General features: G+C 70.6%; 13 protein-coding genes. 2 read left to right on the top strand and 11 right to left on the bottom strand.

Features of this window, described 5'->3' with window-relative positions; all coding sequences use genetic code 11:
- Nucleotides 1-19 precede the first annotated feature (19 nt).
- Nucleotides 20-916 (top strand): aminoglycoside phosphotransferase family protein, encoded by an 897-nt coding sequence (locus tag SSPS47_RS25370; protein WP_164252999.1) that lies wholly within the window; start codon nucleotides 20-22, stop codon nucleotides 914-916.
- 206 nt (nucleotides 917-1,122) lie between these two features.
- Here the strand turns inward: SSPS47_RS25370 and SSPS47_RS25365 are convergent, their stop codons facing one another.
- The 7 genes from SSPS47_RS25365 to SSPS47_RS25335 form a co-directional block, all read right to left on the bottom strand.
- Nucleotides 1,123-2,820, bottom strand: a complete 1,698-nt coding sequence (locus SSPS47_RS25365) for a proline--tRNA ligase (protein ID WP_147878840.1) — start codon at nucleotides 2,818-2,820, stop codon at nucleotides 1,123-1,125.
- Between the two features lie 95 nt (nucleotides 2,821-2,915).
- Nucleotides 2,916-3,491: a GNAT family N-acetyltransferase gene (locus SSPS47_RS25360; RefSeq protein WP_164252998.1), complete on the bottom strand. Its 576-nt coding sequence runs from the start codon at nucleotides 3,489-3,491 to the stop codon at nucleotides 2,916-2,918.
- Nucleotides 3,492-3,506: 15 nt separating this feature from the next.
- Nucleotides 3,507-4,349 carry a GNAT family N-acetyltransferase gene (locus SSPS47_RS25355; protein ID WP_164254986.1) on the bottom strand — a complete coding sequence of 281 codons (843 nt, stop codon included), beginning with the start codon at nucleotides 4,347-4,349 and terminating at the stop codon, nucleotides 3,507-3,509.
- A gap of 200 nt (nucleotides 4,350-4,549) precedes the next feature.
- On the bottom strand, nucleotides 4,550-5,704 hold the full coding sequence (gene ispG / locus SSPS47_RS25350) for a flavodoxin-dependent (E)-4-hydroxy-3-methylbut-2-enyl-diphosphate synthase (RefSeq protein ID WP_164254984.1): 1,155 nt from the start codon (nucleotides 5,702-5,704) through the stop codon (nucleotides 4,550-4,552).
- 224 nt (nucleotides 5,705-5,928) lie between these two features.
- Nucleotides 5,929-7,230 carry a site-2 protease family protein gene (locus SSPS47_RS25345; protein ID WP_164252997.1) on the bottom strand — a complete coding sequence of 434 codons (1,302 nt, stop codon included), beginning with the start codon at nucleotides 7,228-7,230 and terminating at the stop codon, nucleotides 5,929-5,931.
- On the bottom strand, nucleotides 7,227-8,489 hold the full coding sequence (dxr, locus tag SSPS47_RS25340; protein ID WP_164252996.1) for a 1-deoxy-D-xylulose-5-phosphate reductoisomerase: 1,263 nt from the start codon (nucleotides 8,487-8,489) through the stop codon (nucleotides 7,227-7,229). Before dxr ends, SSPS47_RS25345 begins: the two co-directional genes overlap by 4 nt.
- 95 nt (nucleotides 8,490-8,584) lie before the next feature.
- Nucleotides 8,585-9,412, bottom strand: coding sequence for a hypothetical protein (locus SSPS47_RS25335; protein ID WP_164252995.1), 828 nt, complete (start codon nucleotides 9,410-9,412; stop codon nucleotides 8,585-8,587).
- 444 nt (nucleotides 9,413-9,856) lie between these two features.
- On the opposite strand from SSPS47_RS25335, the gene SSPS47_RS25330 reads away from it, so the two are divergent.
- Nucleotides 9,857-11,011: a glycoside hydrolase family 64 protein gene (locus tag SSPS47_RS25330; RefSeq protein ID WP_239065335.1), complete on the top strand. Its 1,155-nt coding sequence runs from the start codon at nucleotides 9,857-9,859 to the stop codon at nucleotides 11,009-11,011.
- Between the two features lie 193 nt (nucleotides 11,012-11,204).
- Here the strand turns inward: SSPS47_RS25330 and SSPS47_RS25325 are convergent, their stop codons facing one another.
- The 4 genes from SSPS47_RS25325 to SSPS47_RS25310 form a co-directional block, all read right to left on the bottom strand.
- The gene (locus SSPS47_RS25325; RefSeq protein WP_164252993.1) at nucleotides 11,205-13,166 is read right to left on the bottom strand and encodes an acyl-CoA dehydrogenase family protein; all 1,962 of its coding nucleotides are present in this window, start codon (nucleotides 13,164-13,166) and stop codon (nucleotides 11,205-11,207) included.
- 244 nt (nucleotides 13,167-13,410) lie between these two features.
- A complete protein-coding gene (locus SSPS47_RS25320; protein ID WP_164254982.1) occupies nucleotides 13,411-14,856 on the bottom strand; it encodes an aldehyde dehydrogenase family protein in 1,446 nt (481 codons plus the stop codon).
- 351 nt (nucleotides 14,857-15,207) lie between these two features.
- Nucleotides 15,208-16,785 carry a PucR family transcriptional regulator gene (locus SSPS47_RS25315; protein ID WP_164254980.1) on the bottom strand — a complete coding sequence of 526 codons (1,578 nt, stop codon included), beginning with the start codon at nucleotides 16,783-16,785 and terminating at the stop codon, nucleotides 15,208-15,210.
- A 194-nt stretch (nucleotides 16,786-16,979) separates the two neighbouring features.
- Complete coding sequence (locus tag SSPS47_RS25310) at nucleotides 16,980-19,403, bottom strand: ATP/GTP-binding protein (protein WP_164252992.1); 2,424 nt, start codon at nucleotides 19,401-19,403, stop codon at nucleotides 16,980-16,982.
- Nucleotides 19,404-19,570: the final 167 nt, after the last annotated feature.

Here is a 19,570-nt window from a genome sequence, read left to right as displayed (position 1 = left end):
GGAAGGGCTCTGGGCACGTATGGCTTTCGAACCGCCGAGGCGGCTGGTACGCACCCTGAGCGAGACCTACGGGGAGTCCGTCGCCGGACAGTGGCTCGGGCAGCTGCCGGGGATCACCCAGGAGGCCGTGGAGCGGCGGGAGTTGACGGTCGAGCGGGTGGTGGCGCCGGGCGGCGGGAGCAGCCTCGTGGTGCTCGTACGGCGCCCTGACGGTGCCCCGGCAGCGCTCAAGGTGGTCCCGCCGTTCGCCGCCCCGGAGCCGGAGCGGGCGGCGCTGGCGCACTGGAAGGGCTGGGGCTCGGTGGAGCTCATCTCGGGCTCCGACGGCGCGCTGCTCCTTGAGCGGCTGCACTCAGAGACGTCGCTGCGCTCCCTGCCCGAGGCCAAGGCGCTGCTCGAAGCGGCGGGAACGGTGCGGAAGTTGTGGGTCGAGCCGGTCGCCGACCACGGTTTCGAGACCGTCGCCGAGCGGACGGCGCGGCAGGCGGACGCGATGCGGGCGGCGACCGACCCACAGGTCGCCCCGCTCGTCGCGGCGGCGCTCGACGCGCGCGCTGAACTGCTCGCCGCCGGGCCGACGGAGCTGATGCTGCTCCACGGCGCGTTCCGTCAGGGCAAGGTGCTGTCGGGCGACCGGGCGCCGTGGCTCGCCATCGGCCCCGTGCCGGTGGTGGGCGAGCGCGCGTACGACCTGGCGCGGCTGGTACGCGACCGGGTGGAGGATCTCGTCGCCGCGGCGTCCGGCGCGGCCGCGACGCGGCGCCGGGTGAACAAACTGGCCGACTCGCTGGACATCGACCGCGAGCGGCTACGTGGCTGGACGCTCTTCCGCGCGGTGGAATCGGGCGTACGCGCATTGCACGCCGGACGCCGCCAGGACGCGGAACTGCTGCTGGAGTTCGCCGACTGGCTGTAACGGGGCGGGGAGTTGGCGCCCACAACCGTACGCACGCACCTGCGCCGCCTCTTCCGGAGGCCCCGTTACGGGGCGGCCCGAGCGGTTACGGCGTACGGGGCGGGCGGGCCGGTCGCCCGGACCGGCCCGCCCGCCCCGTAATCCCGTCGTACTCCTCAGAACGCCGTGCTTGCCCCGTAGGGCGGCGTCGGCGCCCCGTGTCGGCGTCAGGCGTCGGCCGTCAGACGCGCGACCGCCTCGGCGACCGTCAGCTCCTCGCGCTCCCCGGTGCGGCGGTCCTTCAGCTCCACCACTCCGTCGCCCGCGCGCCGCCCGGCGACCAGGATCTTCGGAACGCCGATCAGCTCCGCGTCGGTGAACTTCACACCCGGCGAGACACCGGGGCGCTCGTCGACCAGTACGCGCAGCCCCGCCGCGGCCAGTTGCTCGGCGACGTCGACCGCGAGCTCCGTCTGGAGGGCCTTGCCCGCGGCGACGACGTGCACGTCCGCCGGGGCGATCTCACGGGGCCAGCACAGGCCCTGCTCGTCCGCGGTCTGCTCCGCGAGCGCGGCGACGGCGCGGGAGACTCCGATGCCGTACGAGCCCATCGTCACCCGCACCGGCTTGCCCTGCTGCCCGAGCACGTCGAGCTGGAAGGTGTCGGCGTACTTGCGGCCGAGCTGAAAGATGTGACCGATCTCGATCGCGCGTCCCAGCTTCAGCCCGGTGCCGCACACGGGGCAGGGGTCGCCCTCCTCGACGACCACGACGTCGAGATAGTCGTCGACCTCGAAGTCCCGTCCGCAGACGACGTCGCGCGCGTGGGTGTCGGCCTTGTTCGCGCCGGTGACCCAGGCGGTGCCGGGCGCCACGCGCGGGTCGGCGATGTAGCGGATCTTCAGCCCCTGGGGGCCGACGTAGCCGCGTACCAGCTCGGGCCGGCCCTCGAAGTCCTCGGCCGTGACCAGCTCCACGACGGCGGGTGCCAGGTGCTCGCCGAGCTTGCCGAGGTCCACCTCGCGGTCGCCGGGGACACCGACGGCGGTGATCTCGCCGTCGACCTTCACCAGCAGGTTCTTCAGCGTCGCCGAGGCCGGCACGCCCAGGAACTTGGCCAGGGTCTCGATGGTCGGGGTGTCGGGGGTGTCCAGCTCCTCCATCGCCCCGTGTGCCGACCCGTCGACGGGGGGCGTGGTGAACGTGACGGCCTCGGTGTTGGCGGCGTAGTCGCCGTTGGGACAGTCGACGAAGGTATCCTCACCCGCGGCGGCCGGTGCCAGGAACTCCTCGGAGGCCGAGCCGCCCATGGCGCCGGAGACTGCGGAGACGATGCGGTAGTCGAGCCCGAGGCGCGCGAAGATCTTCTGGTACGCGGCGCGGTGGAGCCCGTACGACTCGGCGAGGCCCTCGTCCGTGGTGTCGAAGGAGTACGAGTCCTTCATCTGGAACTCACGGCCACGCAGCACGCCGGAGCGGGGACGCGCCTCGTCCCGGTACTTCGTCTGGATCTGGTAGAGCATCACCGGCAAGTCCTTGTAGGACGTGCACTGGTCCTTGACGACCAGGGTGAAGATCTCCTCGTGGGTCGGACCGAGGAGGTAGTCGCCGCCCTTGCGGTCCTTGAGACGGAACAGCAGGTCGCCGTACTCGTCCCAGCGGCCACTCGCCTCGTAGGGCTCCTTGGGAAGCAGCGCCGGCAGCAGTACTTCCTGCGCCCCGATGGCGTCCATCTCCTCGCGCACGACGCGCGCGATGTTGTCGAGGACCTTCTTACCGAGCGGCAGCCAGCTCCAGAGGCCTGCGGAGGTGCGGCGTACGTACCCGGCGCGGACGAGAAGTTTGTGGCTCAGGGTCTCCGCGTCCGCCGGGTCGTCGCGCAGTGTCTTGGCCATCAAACGGGACATGCGCTGGACCTGGGACATGGGGGGCACTCCTGCGTTTTCTACTCGGCTGGTGCCAGGAGGTTATCCGGGGCACACCGGCAGGCGGAAATCAGTAATCGCGCACCGTACGGCCCTCAGCGCCGCCGCAGCGGGAGCCGGGCGCCCATCACGGCGTACGGCTTGGCCGCGCTGGGGAAGAGGACCTGGCGCGCCAGGTCCTGGTAGCCGAGGATGCGGTACAGGCCGCGGGCGGGGCTCTCGGTGTCGATCGCGGACAGTATCGAGCGGGGCTGCCGCGCGATGTCGGTGATGGTGGTGATGAGGGTGCGTCCGATGCCGTGGCCCTGGAACGCGGGGTGGACGTGCAGTTCGGTGATGACGAAGGAGTCGTCGAGCCAGCCGTCTCGGCCTTCGGCGCGCAGGTACGGCTCAACGACCGTGGACCACCAGTGGGAGCGGTCGTTCGGCATGCCGTAGACGAAGCCGGTGAGCCGGCCCTCCGCCGTGAGCGCCCCGTACGCGCGGGCACCGGGCGCGAGGAGATGCCGCAGCACGATCTGGCGGCGTACGCCGATCTCGGCCTCGCTCAGCCCGAAGGCGAGTGCCTGTACGGCCAGCGCCTCGTCCACGCGCGCCGCGAGGTCGATCGGCTCTACGCGCACGTCGGGAATGTGGCGGTCGTTCCCGGGGTAGCTCGGCACGCTCGGCATGGCCGAACCCTACTTTCAGAAGAGGACGCTCATGAACGCGCCCACCTCGCGGAAGCCGACCCGTCGGTAGGAGGCCCTGGCGGGGGTGTTGTAGTCGTTCACGTACAGGCTGACGACGGGGGCGACGTCGGCGAGCGCGTACCGCACGACGGCCGCCATACCGCTCTCGGAGAGGCCCTGGCCGCGGAATTCGGGCGCGACCCAGACGCCTTGGATCTGGCAGGCGTGCGACGTGGCCGCGCCGATCTCCGCCTTGAAGATCACCTTGCCGTCGTCGATGCGGGCGAACGACCGCCCGGCGCCGACCAGTTCGGCCACGCGCGCCTGGTAGAGCAGCCCGCCGTCACCGGCCAGCGGTGAGATGCCGACCTCCTCGGTGAACATCGCCACGCAGGCGGGCATGATCGTCTCCAGCTCCTCCTTACAGATGCGGCGTACGAGAGGGTCGGGCCGCACCGTCTCGGGCACCCGCTCGGTGACCATGAGCGGCTGATTCGCGCGGACCTCGCGGGCGGGGCCCCAGTTGGGCTCCAGAAGCCGCCAGAGCTGGGCCGTGGGCTCGGCGGGTCCGACGATGGACGAGCAGCGGCGCCCCGTACGGCGGGCGCGGTCCGCGAAGGCCCGTACGGCCTCGGGGGAGGCGCAGATCGGCACCAGGTTGGCGCCGGAGTAGCACAGTGAGCGCAGCCGCCCGTCCGCGTACCAGCCCCACATCTCGCCACCGAGGCGCCAGGGATCGAGTCCCGCCGCCTGGACACGGGAAGCCACGAAGGCGTTGGCGACGGGCTCACTCTCAAGGATGGCGAGCGCGGCGCCGAGTTCGCCGGGGTCGAGGACCCGGGTGGTGGTCTGCGTCAACACGAGAGGGGCCTCACCATACGTCTGCTGATTCTCCGCACTGTACCCGCCACTTCCGCGCGGTGCCGCGTACACCGAAAGGCCCCGCTCCCCCGACGCCCTGGGGCGTGGGATGCGGGGCCCGTACGGAGACGGAGCGTGCGACAGGACGGCGGCCGACCGGCCGGTGAGCGGCTCAGCGGGGCCCCGGGCGCCGATCCTCAGCTGATGGAGACCTCGGGCTCGCCGGAGGGAACGCCGTTGGCCTCCATCTCCGCGGCGATCTTCAGCGCCTCTTCGATGAGGGTCTCGACGATCTTGGACTCGGGCACCGTCTTGATCACCTCACCCTTGACGAAGATCTGCCCCTTGCCGTTGCCCGACGCCACACCCAGATCCGCCTCACGCGCCTCACCCGGACCGTTCACCACACAGCCCATCACCGCGACCCGCAACGGAACCTCCATCCCGTCCAGCCCCGCCGTCACCTCGTCCGCCAGCTTGTACACATCCACCTGCGCCCGCCCGCACGACGGACACGACACGATCTCCAGACGCCGCTGCTTCAGATTCAGCGACTCCAGAATCTGCAGACCGACCTTCACCTCCTCCGCCGGCGGCGCCGACAGCGACACCCGGATCGTGTCCCCGATCCCCTCACTCAGCAGAGCACCGAACGCCACCGCCGACTTGATCGTCCCCTGGAACGCCGGACCCGCCTCCGTCACCCCCAGATGCAGCGGATAATCACACCGGGCCGCCAGCAGCCGGTACGCATTGACCATCACCACCGGATCGTTGTGCTTCACCGAGATCTTGATGTCCCGGAACCCGTGCTCCTCGAACAGCGACGCCTCCCACAACGCCGACTCCACCAGCGCCTCCGGAGTCGCCTTCCCGTACTTCCTCAGCAGCCGCGCGTCCAGCGAACCCGCGTTCACCCCGATACGGATCGGCGTCCCCGCCGCCGACGCCGCCCCCGCGATCTCCTTCACCTTGTCGTCGAACTGCTTGATGTTCCCCGGATTCACCCGCACCGCCGCACACCCCGCGTCAATCGCCGCGAACACGTACTTGGGCTGGAAATGAATATCCGCGATCACCGGGATCTGCGACTTCCGCGCGATCGTCGACAACGCGTCCGCGTCATCCTGCGTCGGGCACGCCACCCGCACAATCTGACACCCCGACGCCGTCAGCTCCGCGATCTGCTGCAACGTCGCCCCGATGTCCGAGGTCCGCGTCGTCGTCATCGACTGCACCGACACCGGCGCATCCCCACCGACAGCCACCGAACCGACCTGGATCTGCCGACTGACCCTCCGGTCGGCGAGCTTCACCGGAACATCCGGCATTCCGAGAGAAATCGCAGTCATCTGCTGTGCAACCCCAAGGTGTGGATCGTGGTCCCGAGTTCGGCGGGCTCCGGTCATCGAGATTACGCCACCGGCCCGCCGTACGAGCACATCGCTACCCGCAAACCCCCCAAAGGCGTACGGCCGGGTGCGAAGAGACACCCGGCCGTAAACCCGCGTCCGCCCGGGCGGCACGGAGTGTTCCCTCATCACGCGAAGCGTGAGGTCGTGACGCCCCCGACGAGCTACATGATCTTGACGGGATTCACCACGTCGGCGATCAGTACCAACAGCGTGAAGCAGATGAAGATCCCGGCCACGACGTAAGCGACGGGCATGAGCTTCGCCACGTCGAACGGCCCCGGGTCCGGCCTCTTGAAGATGCGGGCGAGTTTGCTCCGTACGGACTCCCACAGCGCCCCGGCCATGTGCCCGCCGTCGAGCGGCAGCAGCGGCAGCATGTTGAAGAGGAACAGCGAGAGATTGAATCCGGCCAGCAGGAACAGCATCATCGCCATCTGGTTCTGCGCCGGGACGTCCAGCGTCATCACCTCGCCGCCGATCCGCGCGGCGCCGACGACGCCCACCGGGGAGTCGTCCTTGCGGTCGCCGTCGGAGAAGGCCGCGTTCCAGAGATCGGGGATCTTGGACGGCAGCGCGATGATCGACTCGACACCGGTCACGATCATGTCGCCCATGCGGTCGACGGAGTCTCCGAAGGAGAGCGGGATGATCTCGGTCGCCGCGGCGAAGCCCAGGTACCCGGCGGGCACGAACTTGTCGGGGATGACCTCACCGTCGGAGTTCTTCTGCGCGACCATGTTCTTCGCGAGCGTCGCCTGGAGGACCTGCTCCTTGCCGTCACGCTCCACCGTGATGCTGGCGGGGCCGATCGTCTCGCGGATGAGGTTCGACAGCACGGACCAGTCCTCGACCCGCTGTCCGTTGAAGGCGACGATCTTGTCGCCCTCCTGGAGACCGGCGGCGCGGGCCGGTGACACCGGATCGCCCGCCGCGCACTTCTCCCGCGCGACGTTCTGAGAGATGACGCACTTCTGGACGCCTGCCACCTCGGTGGTCTGGGTCTGGAAGCCGAAACTCATCGCGACACCCATGAAGATCACGACGGCGAGAACCAGATTCATGAACGGTCCCGCGAACATCACGATCACGCGCTTCCACGGCTTGCGCGTGTAGAAGAGCCGGGTCTCGTCGCCCTCCTTCAGCTCCTCGAAGGCCGCCGACCGGGCGTCCTCGATCATGCCGCGCCAGGGTGAGGTCGACCGTGCCTCGATACGCCCGTCGGCACCGGGCGGGAACATCCCGATCATGCGGATGTAGCCACCGAGCGGGATCGCCTTGATCCCGTACTCGGTTTCGCCCTTCTTGCGCGACCAGATGGTGGGGCCGAAGCCGACCATGTACTGCGGCACGCGGATACCGAAGTACTTGGCCGTCGACAGGTGACCCAATTCGTGCCACGCGATGGAGAAGAGCAGTCCCACGGCGAAGATCACTATGCCGAGGACCGTCAACAGGATCGTCATGCGCGAGCCTCCGCAGGCTGTTCTTCGCCGAATTTCTCTGCCATTTCGCGGGCCCGGGCGCGCGCCCAGGTCTCCGCTTCGAGGACGTCGGCCACGGTGAGCGAGGTTCCCTTGGCGGGCCGGCCGTGCTCGGCGACGACTTCGGTGACGGTATCCATGATGCCGTTGAACGGCAGCCGCCCCGCGAGAAACGCCTCCACACACTCTTCGTTGGCGGCATTGAACACCGCCGGAGCCGTGCCGCCCAGCGATCCGACATGCCGGGCGAGTCCCACCGACGGGAAGGCCTCGTTGTCGAGCGGGAAGAACTCCCAGGTCGACGCCGTGGACCAGTCGAAGGCGGGCGCGGCGTCCGGCACCCGTACCGGCCAGCCGATACCGACGGCGATCGGACCGCTCATGTCGGGCGGCGTGGCCTGCGCCAGGGTCGAGCCGTCGGTGAACTCCACCATGGAGTGGACGTACGACTGAGGGTGGACGACGACCTCGATGCGTTCGAACGGGATGTCGTACAGCAGATGCGCCTCGATGACCTCCAGCCCCTTGTTGACGAGCGTCGCGGAGTTGATCGTGATCACGGGCCCCATGGCCCAGGTGGGATGGGCGAGGGCGTCGTCCGGGGTCACGTGGGCCAGCTCGGCCCTCGTACGGCCGCGGAAGGGGCCTCCGGAGGCCGTGACGACCAGCTTGCGCACATCGGCGCGGGTACCGGCCGCGAGGGCCTGGAAGAGCGCCGCGTGCTCGGAGTCGACCGGGATGATCTGCCCCGGCTTGGCGAGCGCCTTGACCAGCGGGCCGCCGACGATCAGCGACTCCTTGTTGGCGAGGGCGAGCGTACGGCCGGCTTCGAGGGCGGCGAGGGTCGGCGCGAGGCCGATGGATCCGGTGATGCCGTTGAGCACCGTGTGGCACTGGGACGTCGCGACGTCGGTGGCGGCGTCCGGCCCCGCGAGGATCTCGGGGAGCGGCTCGGAGCCGTACTCCGCACCGAGAGCCTCGCGCAGCGCGGGCACGGCGTCCTCACGGGCGACCGCGACGGTACGGACCCGGAGCTGTCGCGCCTGTTCGGCGAGCAGTCCGACCCGCCCGCCGGCGGCGGACAGCGCGGTGACACGGAAGCGGTCGGGGTTGCGCAGGACGAGGTCGATCGCCTGCGTGCCGATGGACCCGGTGGAGCCGAGGACGACGACGTCCCGGCGGCCTTCGGACACGTCGAAGGCGATATGGGGGTCGGCGAGAGGGGCTGGACTGTCGCTCATGGCCCCATTCTTGCCGCATCCGGGGGCGGCGCGGACAGCGCGTGACGAAAACAGGGCCACGGGGCCCGTCATCGGGCCGTCGCCGAACCGCCGCCTCAGCCCTTCGAGCCCGCTTCGAACTTCTTCCACTGCGCCGTGACGACCTCGTCCGGCACCTTGCCGATGTCCTTCGTGTCCGTGATGTCGGCCCGGAAGGAGAGGGTGGTGGTACCGGAGCGTACGACGGTGAGGTATTCGTACAACTTCAGCGTGCCCTTCACATCGAGGATCGTGAAGCGGTACGCCTGCGCCTCGTCACCGTGGTCGGGCGCCTTGACCGGCTCGACCTTCAGGTACTGCCCCTTGGCGACGGCGCGATTCTCGACGAAGCCGCCGGCGCATTCCTTGCCGGCCGTGGCGAGGGCCTTCATGACGCCGGCCGCGCCGTCACCGTTGTAGGAGCGGAGCTGTACGGCGACGGTCGTACCCAGCATCTCCTCCGCGACGTCCACGTTGCGGTGGACCTCGGACGCCGGATCGAAGGCGGTGGCGCCCTTCGCGAGACTGACGAGGGGCTGGCAGGTGGCGGGGTCGGCCGTGTAGTCCTCGCCGAGCGGCGCCCCGAGGGTGAACTCGCCGGCGGTGTACTTGCCGATCTTCTCGCCGTCGGTGAAGGCGAGGGCCGTGAGGTCGCGTTGGCCGAGCGCCCCGGTGCCGCCGGAGCCGGCCGGGTCACCCGAGTCGCCGGACTCCGCGGCAGGGCTGGAGGCGGGCGCCTTGCCGTCCGCCCCGGCCTCCTGGCCGCCCTTGTCGCCGTCGCCCTTCTCGTCACCACCGCAGGCGGCCGCTCCGCCGAGTACGGCGCCGACAAGCGCGAGTACCGCCGCGCGGCGCAGCCGTGTGCTTCGGCCGCCCGGCCGCCCCTCGTTCCCCGCCCCGAACATGCCTGCCCCAATCGTCGGTTGATCGCGTCTTCGCCGGTCCGTCGCGCGGCTCGCGCCCCGTGCGGTCACGTCGAGGCCCGATTGTGCTGCATGCGGGCGGCCGGGGTCACACGCGCGTCGAGCGGGGGACGGTGCGGTCGCTGCGGTCGCTGTCCGGCGGAGTCAAGACATCTTCGGCGAGTTGCGGCATCCGCATTGACACGCCTCACGAGCGGCGCAATTCTGAGAGCGCTCTCAGAAAGGTCTGTACCTGAAGGCCCACTCCCTTCCGGTTTCCCCGTCCCCGCTCCCGGTTCCGGCTGTCGGCCCTTCAGGCACACCCGCCTCACCGGCGGCGTCCGTACGTCAGATTCCGCCCCCCACCGTCCCCACTGGGAACTACCTGACGAGGAGGAAGAGCGAGTGCCCGCGATACGCAAGTTGCTGGCTTCCCTGGCCGCCGCAGTGGTCTTCGCCACCGGATTCACGGCCTTCGGCACCGTGGCCCCGGCCGAGGCCGCGGTCCCCAACACCATTCCGTTCACCATCACCAACAACTCCGGCCGGGGCGAGCCGGTCTACATCTACAACCTCGGTACGGAGCTGTCGTCCGGCCGGCAGGGCTGGGCCGACTCCAACGGCACGTTCCACGCCTGGCCCGGCGGCGGCAACCCGCCGACCCCGGCGCCGGACGCCTCGATCGCGGGACCGGCCCCGGGCCAGAGCATGACGATCCAGCTGCCGAAGTTCTCCGGCCGGGTCTACTTCTCGTACGGTCAGAAGCTGGTCTTCAAGTTGACGACCGGCGGCCTCGTCCAGCCCGCCGTGCAGAATCCGGACGATCCGAACAGGAACATCCTCTTCAACTGGTCGGAGTACACGCTCAACGACTCCGGTCTGTGGATCAACAGCACCCAGGTCGACATGTTCTCGGCGCCGTACGCGGTCGGCGTCAAGATCCCCAACGGCACCACCAAGACCACGGGGCATCTGAAGCCGGGCGGGTACAACGGCTTCTTCAACGCTCTCAGAGGGCAGACGGGCGGTTGGGCGGGGCTGATCCAGACCCGGTCGGACGGCACCGTTCTGCGGGCTCTCGCGCCCGGTCACGGCATCGCGTCGGGCGCGCTGCCGGCCGGTGTCCTGAACGACTACATCGACCGGGTGTGGGCGAAGTACGCCAACTCCCCACTCACGGTGACCCCGTTCGCGAACCAGCCGGCCGTCAAGTACACCGGCAGGGTCTCCGGGAACACCATGAACTTCACCAACACCTCGGGTGCGGTGGTCACTTCGTTCCAGAAGCCCGATGCCGACAGCATCTTCGGCTGCTACAAGCTGCTCGACGCCCCCAACGACCAAGTACGGGGCCCGATTTCGCGCACCCTGTGCGCGGGTTTCAACCGCTCGACGCTCCTGAGCAACCCCAACCAGCCGGACGCCGGCTCGGCGGACTTCTACAAGGACGCCGTGACCAACCACTACGCCCGGATGATCCACGCGCAGATGGCCGACGGCAAGGCGTACGCCTTCGCCTTCGACGATGTCGGGGCCCACGAGTCGCTGGTGCACGACGGCGACCCGCGCCAGGCGTTCCTCACGCTCGACCCGTTCAACTGAGTCGGCGCACGGCCGGCTGAGGCCACTCCCCCGCCGACTGTCGAGCCTCGGGCCGCGTCCTCCGTGAGGAGGACGCGGCCCGGTGGTTCTTCGTGGCTACGGGGCGGGCCGGTGGTTCCCGCCCCGTCGGGGCCGCCGGACGCACTCGGCTCGCGGTCGGTATCGGTCATGGACGCGGTGGGGACCCGGTCGGTCAGCGGATCGGGCGGTGGACGTTGTCCCGTCGGGAGGGACCCGGCGTGGCATCGGCGATCCAGGGACCGTCACCGCTCGGGTCGATGATGCCTTCCTCCAGCCAGGTGTACGTTCCGGCCAGCACGCCGTTCACGACCTTGCGGTCGATGTCGTCCGTGTTGGACCAGAGCCGTGTGAACAGCTCCTCGACGCGGATCCGGGACTGCCGGCAGAAGACGTCGGCGAGCTGGTACGCCTCGCGGCCGTGCTCTCCGCCGGAGCGCAGCATCTCGGCCCGCACGCAAGCCGCGCTCATCGCGAACAGTTCGGCGCCGATGTCCACGATGCGGCCGAGGAAGCCCTGCTTGGTCTCCATCCCGCCCTGCCACCGCGACATGGCGTAGAAGGTCGAGCGCGCGAGCTTGCGCGACGTCCGCTCCACGTAGCGCAGGTGCGCGGCGAGATCCAGATGCCCCTTGGGGTGGAACTCCGCGTAGGAACCGGGCAGTTGGCCGGGCCCGGCGACCAGCTTCGGCAGCCAGCGCGCGTAGAAGGCGCCCGCCTGTGCCCCGGCCCTCGCCTTGTCGGACAACGTCTTGTCGGGGTCGATGATGTCGCCGGCCACCGCCAGGTGCGCGTCGACCGCCTCGCGGGCGATCAGCAGGTGCATGATCTCCGTGGAGCCCTCGAAGATCCGGTTGATCCGCATGTCGCGCAGAACCTGCTCGGCGGGGACGGCACGTTCCCCGCGGGCCGCCAGGGAGTCCGCCGTCTCGAAGCCCCGTCCGCCGCGGATCTGGACCAGTTCGTCCGCCATCAGCCAGCCCATCTCGGAGCCGTACAGCTTGGCCAACGCCGCCTCGATACGGATGTCGTTGCGGTCCTCGTCGGCCATCTGGGACGACAGGTCGACCACGGCCTCCAGGGCGAACGTCGTCGCCGCGATGAACGAGATCTTCGCCCCCACCGCCTCGTGCTGGGCGACCGGCTTGCCCCACTGCTCGCGCGCCGCCGTCCACTCGCGGGCGATCTTGAGGCACCACTTGCCGGCGCCGACGCACATCGCGGGCAGCGACAGACGCCCGGTGTTGAGCGTGGTGAGGGCGATCTTGAGACCGGCGCCTTCGGGGCCGATACGGTTCGCCGCCGGGACCCGTACCTGGTGGAAGCGGGTGACGCCGTTCTCCAGGCCGCGCAGGCCCATGAAGGCGTTGCGGTTCTCCACCGTGATGCCCGGTGAGTCCGCCTCGACGACGAACGCGGTGATGCCGCCCTTGTGTCCCTCCGACTTGGGGACGCGGGCCATCACGACGAGGAGGTCGGCGACGACGCCATTGGTCGTCCACAGCTTGACGCCGTCCAGGACGTAGTCGTCGCCGTCGCGCACCGCCGTGGTGGCGAGCCGAGCGGGGTCGGAGCCGACGTCGGGCTCGGTCAGCAGGAAGGCGGAGATGTCGGTACGGGCGAGGCGCGGCAGGAACGTGTCCTTCTGCTCCTGGGTGCCGAACATCTTGAGCGGCTGCGGTACGCCGATCGACTGATGCGCGGAGAGCAGCGCGCCGATCGACGCGTTCGCCATGCCGACCACGGCGAGCGCCTTGTTGTAGTACACCTGGGTGAGGCCGAGACCGCCGTACTTCCTGTCGATCTTCATGCCGAAGGCGCCGAGTTCCTTGAGGCCGTTGACGACCTCGTCGGGGATCCGCGCCTCGCGCTCGATCCGCGCACCGTCGATCTTTGTCTCGCAGAAGTCACGGAGCGTGGCCAGGAAGGCTTCTCCGCGCCGTACGTCCTCCGCCGGGGGTGCGGGGTGGGGGTGGATGAGATCGAGCCTGAAACGGCCGAGGAACAGCTCCTTGGCGAAGCTCGGCTTGCGCCAGCCCTGCTCGCGGGCGGCCTCGGCCACCCGTCGCGCTTCCCGCTCGGAGACCTTGGGCTCCGGGACCTGGGCCGTGTCGAATGAATCGGATGGAGCGGACATCGGGAACTCACCTCGCCGCGAACGTCGGGTCGATGGGCCCGACCGGCCAGGGCGTTGTCATGGGGCCCTGGTGGGAAAGGTACCGGCCGGTACTACTCGTCCGTATCTACCCCAATACGAAGGGCGTAGCCAGTCCTGGCGCGCACCGTCGGGGACGCGGAAGGGGTGCCCGTACGCGTACACGAGGAAGGCCGGGACCGCCGCGCGGCGGTCCCGGCCTTCCTCGCACTTCGTCCGCTTTCTTCTAGAGGGCGAGGCCGGTGAACACCATCACGCGCTCGTAGGTGTAGTCGTCCATCGCGTACCTGACGCCCTCACGGCCGACACCGGACTGCTTGGCACCGCCGTACGGCATCTGGTCGGCGCGGTAGGACGGGACGTCACCGACGATCACGCCGCCGACCTCGAGCGCCCGGTGGGCGCGGAAGGCGGCCTGCACGTCGTGGGTGAACACGCCCGCCTGAAGGCCGTACTTGGAGTCGTTCACCGTCTCGAACGCCGCGTCCTCCCCGTCGACCTGAGTGAGGGCGAGGACGGGGCCGAAGACCTCCTCGCAGGAGATCGTGACGTCCGCCGGGACGTCGGCGAGGACGGTGGGCGCGTACGACGCACCGTCGCGCTTGCCGCCGGCCAGGAGACGCGCTCCTGCCTGTACGGCCTCGTCCACCCAGGCCTCGACGCGCTTGGCGGCGTCCTCGCTGACGAGGGGGCCCACATCCGTGGCGTCGTCGGACGGGTCTCCGGTGACCTGTGCCTCGACGGCGGCGATGATCTTCGGTACGAGGCGCTCGTACAGCGAGGTGTCCGCGACGACGCGCTGTACCGAGATGCAGGACTGGCCGCCCTGGTAGTTGGAGAAGGCGCCGATCCGGGTCGCCGCCCAGTCGAGGTCCTTCTCGCTCGCGTAGTCGGCGAGGACAACTGCCGCACCGTTGCCGCCGAGTTCGAGGGTGCAGTGCTTGCGCGGCACCGAGTCCATGATGGCGAAGCCGACCTTGTCGGAGCCGGTGAAGGAGATCACCGGCAGCCGCTCGTCCTGTACGAGGGTGGGCATCCGGTCGTTGGCGACGGGCAGCACCGACCAGGCGCCGGCCGGCAGCTCGGTCTCGGCGAGCAGTTCACCGATGAGCAGGCCGGAGAGCGGCGTCGCCGGGGCGGGCTTGAGGATGATCGGGGCTCCGACGGCGATGGCCGGCGCGATCTTGTGGGCGCAGAGATTGAGCGGGAAGTTGAACGGCGCGATACCGAGGACGACGCCGCGCGGGAAGCGGCGGGTCAGCGCGAGGCGGCCGGTACCGCCTGCGTCGGTGTCGAGTCGCTGTGCCTCGCCGCCGTTGAACCGGCGGGACTCCTCGGCCGCGAACCGGAAGACCGAGACGGCGCGGCCCACCTCTCCGCGTGCCCACTTCATGGGCTTGCCGTTCTCCGCGGAGATCAGACGGGCGATCTTCTCGGTGCGCTCGACCAGACGCCGCGAGACATGGTCGAGGGCCGCTGCCCTGACATGCGCCGGCGTCGCGGCGAACTCGTCGCGCACGGCGTAGGCGGCAGCGACGGCCTCCTCGACCTGGGCCTCTGTCGGGACGGCGACCTTGCCGACCAGCCGACCGTCCCAGGGGGACGTGACGTCGAAGGTCTCCTCTCCGGTGGCCAGACGTCCGGCGAGCCAGAAGGCATGCGTGGCTGCCACAGTTTCGTTCGGCATTGCGAGTCCCGGCCCTTCCGAAGTGGTGGAGTTCTAGCCCCACCGTAGGGGCACGGGCGGTGGACGTGATTTGTCCGGAGTGGAGTGGTGGTGGGTGGCGGCTGCGACGGTTTGTCGTACGTGCGGTCGGGGGCGCCTCTTCACCGACCCACCGAACGGCGTCGACTGCCCCGGGGTCGGCCGGCCCACCCGTCGATCCCCGAAGGCCGTGCGCGGCAAGTGCCCGACATGTCGCCGCAGTTGGGGCAGGCGAGCGCGGTGTCCATGACCGTCGGCCGGATCACACGGGGCTCCGTCACCGGAGGGCCGCGGTCAGCCCGGTGGGGCCGCTGAACCTCAGGGCCCCGAGGGTGGTGTCGCCGAGGTGGCCTTCAGCGCCAGCCAGAGCTCCATCCGGACGTCCGGGTCGTCCAGCGTGCGGCCGAGGATCTCCTCCACGCGGCGCATGCGGTAGCGCAGCGTGTGACGGTGCACCCCCAGATCGGCCGCCGCCGCGTCCCACTGACCGTGGCGCGAGAGCCAGGCCCTGAGGGATTCCACCAGGTCGCCGCGCCCCTTGGCGTCGTGTTCGTACAGTGCGCGCAGCATGCCGTCGGCGAAGGCGCGCACGGCGTCGTCGGCGAGGAGGGGCAGGAGCGAACCGGCGGCCAGTTCCTCGTGCTCCACCAGGGCGCGGCCCCGTCGGCGCGCGACGGACAGGGACTGCTCGGCCTGTTTGTACGCACCGGCGGCCGCGATCGGCCCCGTCGGGGCCGAGAGACCGATGACCACCCCGGCCTCCTCGGCCTCCTGCTCCTTGTACGTCTCGCAGGCGACGGCGACCGCGCCCGCGTCCGCCGCGAGCACGACGAGCCGTTTCTCTCCGTCGGGCACGGCGAGCACCGCCTCCCCTCCGTGCGCCGCCGACGCCTCCAGCGAGTCGGTCAGCGACTGGAGTGGATGGGCGGTGGCCGGATCCCGGGGCTCGGTCGCCGACTCGGCCGGCTCCGCGATGAGCAGCCGGAAGGGGGCGTCAAGCAACCCTCCGTACAGATCTCCCGCTACCGCCCGCGCGTGGTCGGGCTGTCCTGACAGGAGCATCCGCAGCACGGCGGAGCCGAGCCGCTGCTCGGCCTCCTGGAGCGCGCGCGACCGCTCGGTGGTGAGCGTCAGCAGGGCGACGGCCGAGTGCACGGCGTACCGCTCCGCCGTGCCAAGCGCCGCCCCGGTACCGACGGCGAGCGCGCCCCGTACGCGTCTGCCGCTGCCCAGCGACTGGAGTTCGACCCGGTCGTCCGTATCGCCGACCACGGCGCTGGCGGGCGCGGGGCGTTTCCGTAGCCGTTCCACCTCGGGTGTGAGGCGGGCGGCGCGGCGGGCGGCCCAGTCGGGCGCGGCGGCGATCACGGCGCCGGTGGCGTCGTAGAGGGCGGCCCAGCCGTCGACGTGCGCGGAGAGCCGGGCCAGCAGCGCGGCGGGGCCTTCGGAGAGCGCCGCGCGGGTCAGTTCCCGCTGCACTTCGAAGCCCGCCGTGACCGCCCGGTACTGGTCCGCCGCGATGGCCGCCGAGACGGCCTTGCTGATGGCCAGGAAGGGGGTACGGCGTGGCACGGCGAGCAGTGGCAGGTCCTCGGCGCGTGCGGCGTCGACGAGGGCGTCCGGGATGTCCTCGTAGTTGACGCCGACGGCGAAGCCGAGTCCCACGACGCCCGCGCCGACGAGGCGCCGTACGTAGCGGCGCATGGCGTCCGGGTCCTCGGCGTGCAGCGTGACGGCGGTGACGAGCAGCAGTTCGCCGCCGTCCATGTACGGCACCGGGTCTTCCAGTTCACTGACGTGGGCCCATCGCACCGGCGTATCGAGCCGGTCCGCCCCCGCGCGCACGGTGAGCTTGAGCGCCGAATGCTGGAGGAGCGAGGCGAGGGTGGGCGGCATGGCGGACCGTAGGACCTTCATGAGGAGGACGAGGGACGTTTTCGCCGTCTCGTAGAACGGCTTACATCAATTCTGCCAGGGTGTACGGGAACAGGGGTGCGAGCCAGGTCGCGGCGGCCGGTACGCGGCACGGCACACCTGGCCGCGTCGCCGACATCACCTACGCACCAAGGACCCACCTGAGCGCCGTGCTCTCAGGTACGGAGATCCACCAGCATGGGCGGCACGTGCTCCCCGCCGACCGTGGTCAGCGACAGCACGGCGTGGCCCGCCGGCACGGAATGGGCCAGTTCGGAGGCCGACCAGCGTTCCCGCTCCACCTCCCGCACCGTAACCGCCTCGGCTGTGGCCGCCTTGCCGGTCACCAGGCGCCGCATGAAGTGCACCGCCTTCGTGAGCGGCTCGTCGGAGATGATCTGCCGGTTGGTGACGTCGCGGGTCTGCACCCACTCGGTGCCCCAGCTCTCCGCGAACCGTCCGCCGTCCCACGGGCCGAGCCCGGAGAAGGCCATGCGGCAGCCCACGGCGCCGAGGAGCGGACCGCGCAGCGGGTCGGGAACGTCCTCCAAGGTACGCAGCGCCAGGACCACTCCGGCGTTCGCCGAGCGGAGTCGCTGGATGGCTCGTACGGAGTCCCCCGTCACGGTGTACGTCGCGTCGTCCAGGACGAGGCAGGCGAAGAGGGAGCGGTCCGCGCGGGCGAGCGCGGCGTCTGTGAACTGGGCGAGGAGGAGGCGGGCGATGATCCGTGACGCCTCGGCGTGGCCCCGTTCGGGGAGGTCGACCCTGACCCTCAGTGGATGCTCGATGGCCCGCAGCGAGAAGGACCGGCCGCTGCCGTCCGTACGGAAGAAGTCGGCGAAGGCGGGCCGGTCGAGGAAGGCGAGCCGTTCGGCGAGGAGCACGCCGATGTCGTCGCCGCGCGCCGACTGCCGCTCGCGTGCGTCGAGCTCCCGCAACTGGGCGGCGGCGCCGGGGGCGGCGGACGTCTCAAGCTCGGTCCGCAGGGCCTGAACGGCCGCAGGGGAACCGCCGATCAGTTCCCGCAGTTCCGGGACGGCGGGGAAGCGCCCGTGGACACTGCGGTACGGGCCGATGAGCTGCGCGAGCGCGGTGGCGGCCCTTCGGCTGTCGCCGCCGGGCAGACCGGCCGCCAGGTCCCCCACGAGGGCTTCCGACAGCGTCCTGGCGGCCTCGTCGGGATCGTCGGCGCTTCCGTAGAGGTCGAGGTCGTGCGTGGCGGCCGGGCGGCCGACGGCGATCACGAGGTCGAAGGAGTCGTCGGGGGCGAGCGCCGCCCCGTAGGCGGTGACCGCGACGACGGCGGCGCGGTTGGCGAGGGCCTGGAGGCAGAGCGACTCGACGACAGGGCGGACCAGCCTGACCGTCTTGCCGGAGCCCGCGGGACCGACGGCCAGCAGCGACGTACCGAGCAGTACGGGTTCCAGCGCGACGCCGGTGGTGCGCCGCGCGTACGGGTTGCGCGGGTGGTCTGCGGCAGTGCCGATCCTGACCTGTCCGGTGGCGAGGTCGTGGCTCGCGGTACGCAGCGGCAGGTCACGTACACCCGAAGGGTGGGCGCAGGCGCCCGCCCCGTGGGCGCGGACCGTGTCGGTGAAGGCGGGCAGCCGTTCCGGCCGGGTACGGACGCCCTGCCAGGCGCGGCGGATGCGCGCGTAGTCGACGTCGCTGAGCGTGCCCCGGTGCACGGCTTCGGCGAGCCTGGCGGCGGCCTCGGTGAGTCCGGCGGCGCGCAGTTCGGGCCAGTCGGCGGGGTCGGCCTCGGCGGACGGCGGCGGGGGAGTTTCGTCCGGGGTGGCCATGCCGAGGCGTCGCCGTACGGGTGGCCACGTACCGACGCGCCCGACGACCGAGATGACGGCGGCGACGAGCAGCACGTAGTAGATGTTCGACACCGTGGTGAGCCAGTCGACGGTGCGCGGCATCTCGCGCCAGAAGCCCGGCAGTAGTACGAAGAGCGGCCACAGTGGGATCCCGTAGCGCCGCCAGACCTCGTTCCAGTTGCCGATCCTGCCGAAGCCGACCGCGAGCAGACCGATGACGAGGGCGTAGTACAGATAGCTGGTCACGACGTACAGCTCGACGTTGGCGCTGTCTCTCGACCGCCAGCTCTCGGGGGTCAACCACTGGATCGGCAGCAGCCACCACCTGTCGCCGAAGATCCACCACCCGCCCAGATAGCCGTTCCAGAGGAGTGACCAGACGAGCCAGCCGCAGAGGTAGGCGACGAGTGCGCCGCTGAACAGCTGGCGGGCCGGTACCTGGTCGGGCTCCTCCGGCGGGCGCGGACGGTGGCCGAGACGCCAGATGCCGGGCTCCGCCTGGGGCCGGGGGATCCGCAGCCAGTCGGCCACGGAGGCGCCGATGCCCGGCGCGGGCGCGTGGGCCGGCGAGGGGGGCAGCGCCGGGGACGCGGGCGGGGCGGCGTGCTCCGACGGGGCGGAGGAGGCGGGCGGGACGACGGGCGAAGCCCACGGGGCGGCGGCGGGTGGCGGGGCCGACGGCGGCGGGGTGGACGGCTGGGGCGGTGGCCCTGCCGGACGGGGCACGGGATTGGCTCGTGTGCCGCGTGAGTCGTGCGTGCCGTCGGTGTTCATGAACCCCTGTCCCCTGACCAGCCAGGTCCGCTCAGTACACGCCTCAATCTAGTGCCCGCGCAGGGGGAGTTCACCGTTCCGGCCGTACGGAGTGTTGATCGCCGGCCCTTCGGCGTGCTGAAGCGGCCCACCGCCCCGTATGTCCGTGACGGACAACGACACGCCCT

The organism is Streptomyces sp. S4.7, from assembly GCF_010384365.1.
In the GTDB taxonomy this organism is placed as follows: Bacteria; Actinomycetota; Actinomycetes; order Streptomycetales; family Streptomycetaceae; genus Streptomyces.
This window is presented reverse-complemented; position numbering and strand designations above follow the sequence as displayed.

Coding starts and splice junctions, on each gene's coding strand:
- SSPS47_RS25370 (WP_164252999.1), top strand. CDS start 20: ATGGCTTTCGAACCGCCGAGGCGGCTGGTACGCACCCTGAGCGAGACC.
- SSPS47_RS25365 (WP_147878840.1), bottom strand. CDS start 2,820: ATGTCCCAGGTCCAGCGCATGTCCCGTTTGATGGCCAAGACACTGCGC.
- SSPS47_RS25360 (WP_164252998.1), bottom strand. CDS start 3,491: ATGCCGAGCGTGCCGAGCTACCCCGGGAACGACCGCCACATTCCCGAC.
- ispG (WP_164254984.1), bottom strand. CDS start 5,704: ATGACTGCGATTTCTCTCGGAATGCCGGATGTTCCGGTGAAGCTCGCC.
- SSPS47_RS25345 (WP_164252997.1), bottom strand. CDS start 7,230: ATGACGATCCTGTTGACGGTCCTCGGCATAGTGATCTTCGCCGTGGGA.
- dxr (WP_164252996.1), bottom strand. CDS start 8,489: ATGAGCGACAGTCCAGCCCCTCTCGCCGACCCCCATATCGCCTTCGAC.
- SSPS47_RS25335 (WP_164252995.1), bottom strand. CDS start 9,412: ATGTTCGGGGCGGGGAACGAGGGGCGGCCGGGCGGCCGAAGCACACGG.
- SSPS47_RS25325 (WP_164252993.1), bottom strand. CDS start 13,166: ATGTCCGCTCCATCCGATTCATTCGACACGGCCCAGGTCCCGGAGCCC.
- SSPS47_RS25315 (WP_164254980.1), bottom strand. CDS start 16,785: ATGCCGCCCACCCTCGCCTCGCTCCTCCAGCATTCGGCGCTCAAGCTC.
- SSPS47_RS25310 (WP_164252992.1), bottom strand. CDS start 19,403: ATGAACACCGACGGCACGCACGACTCACGCGGCACACGAGCCAATCCC.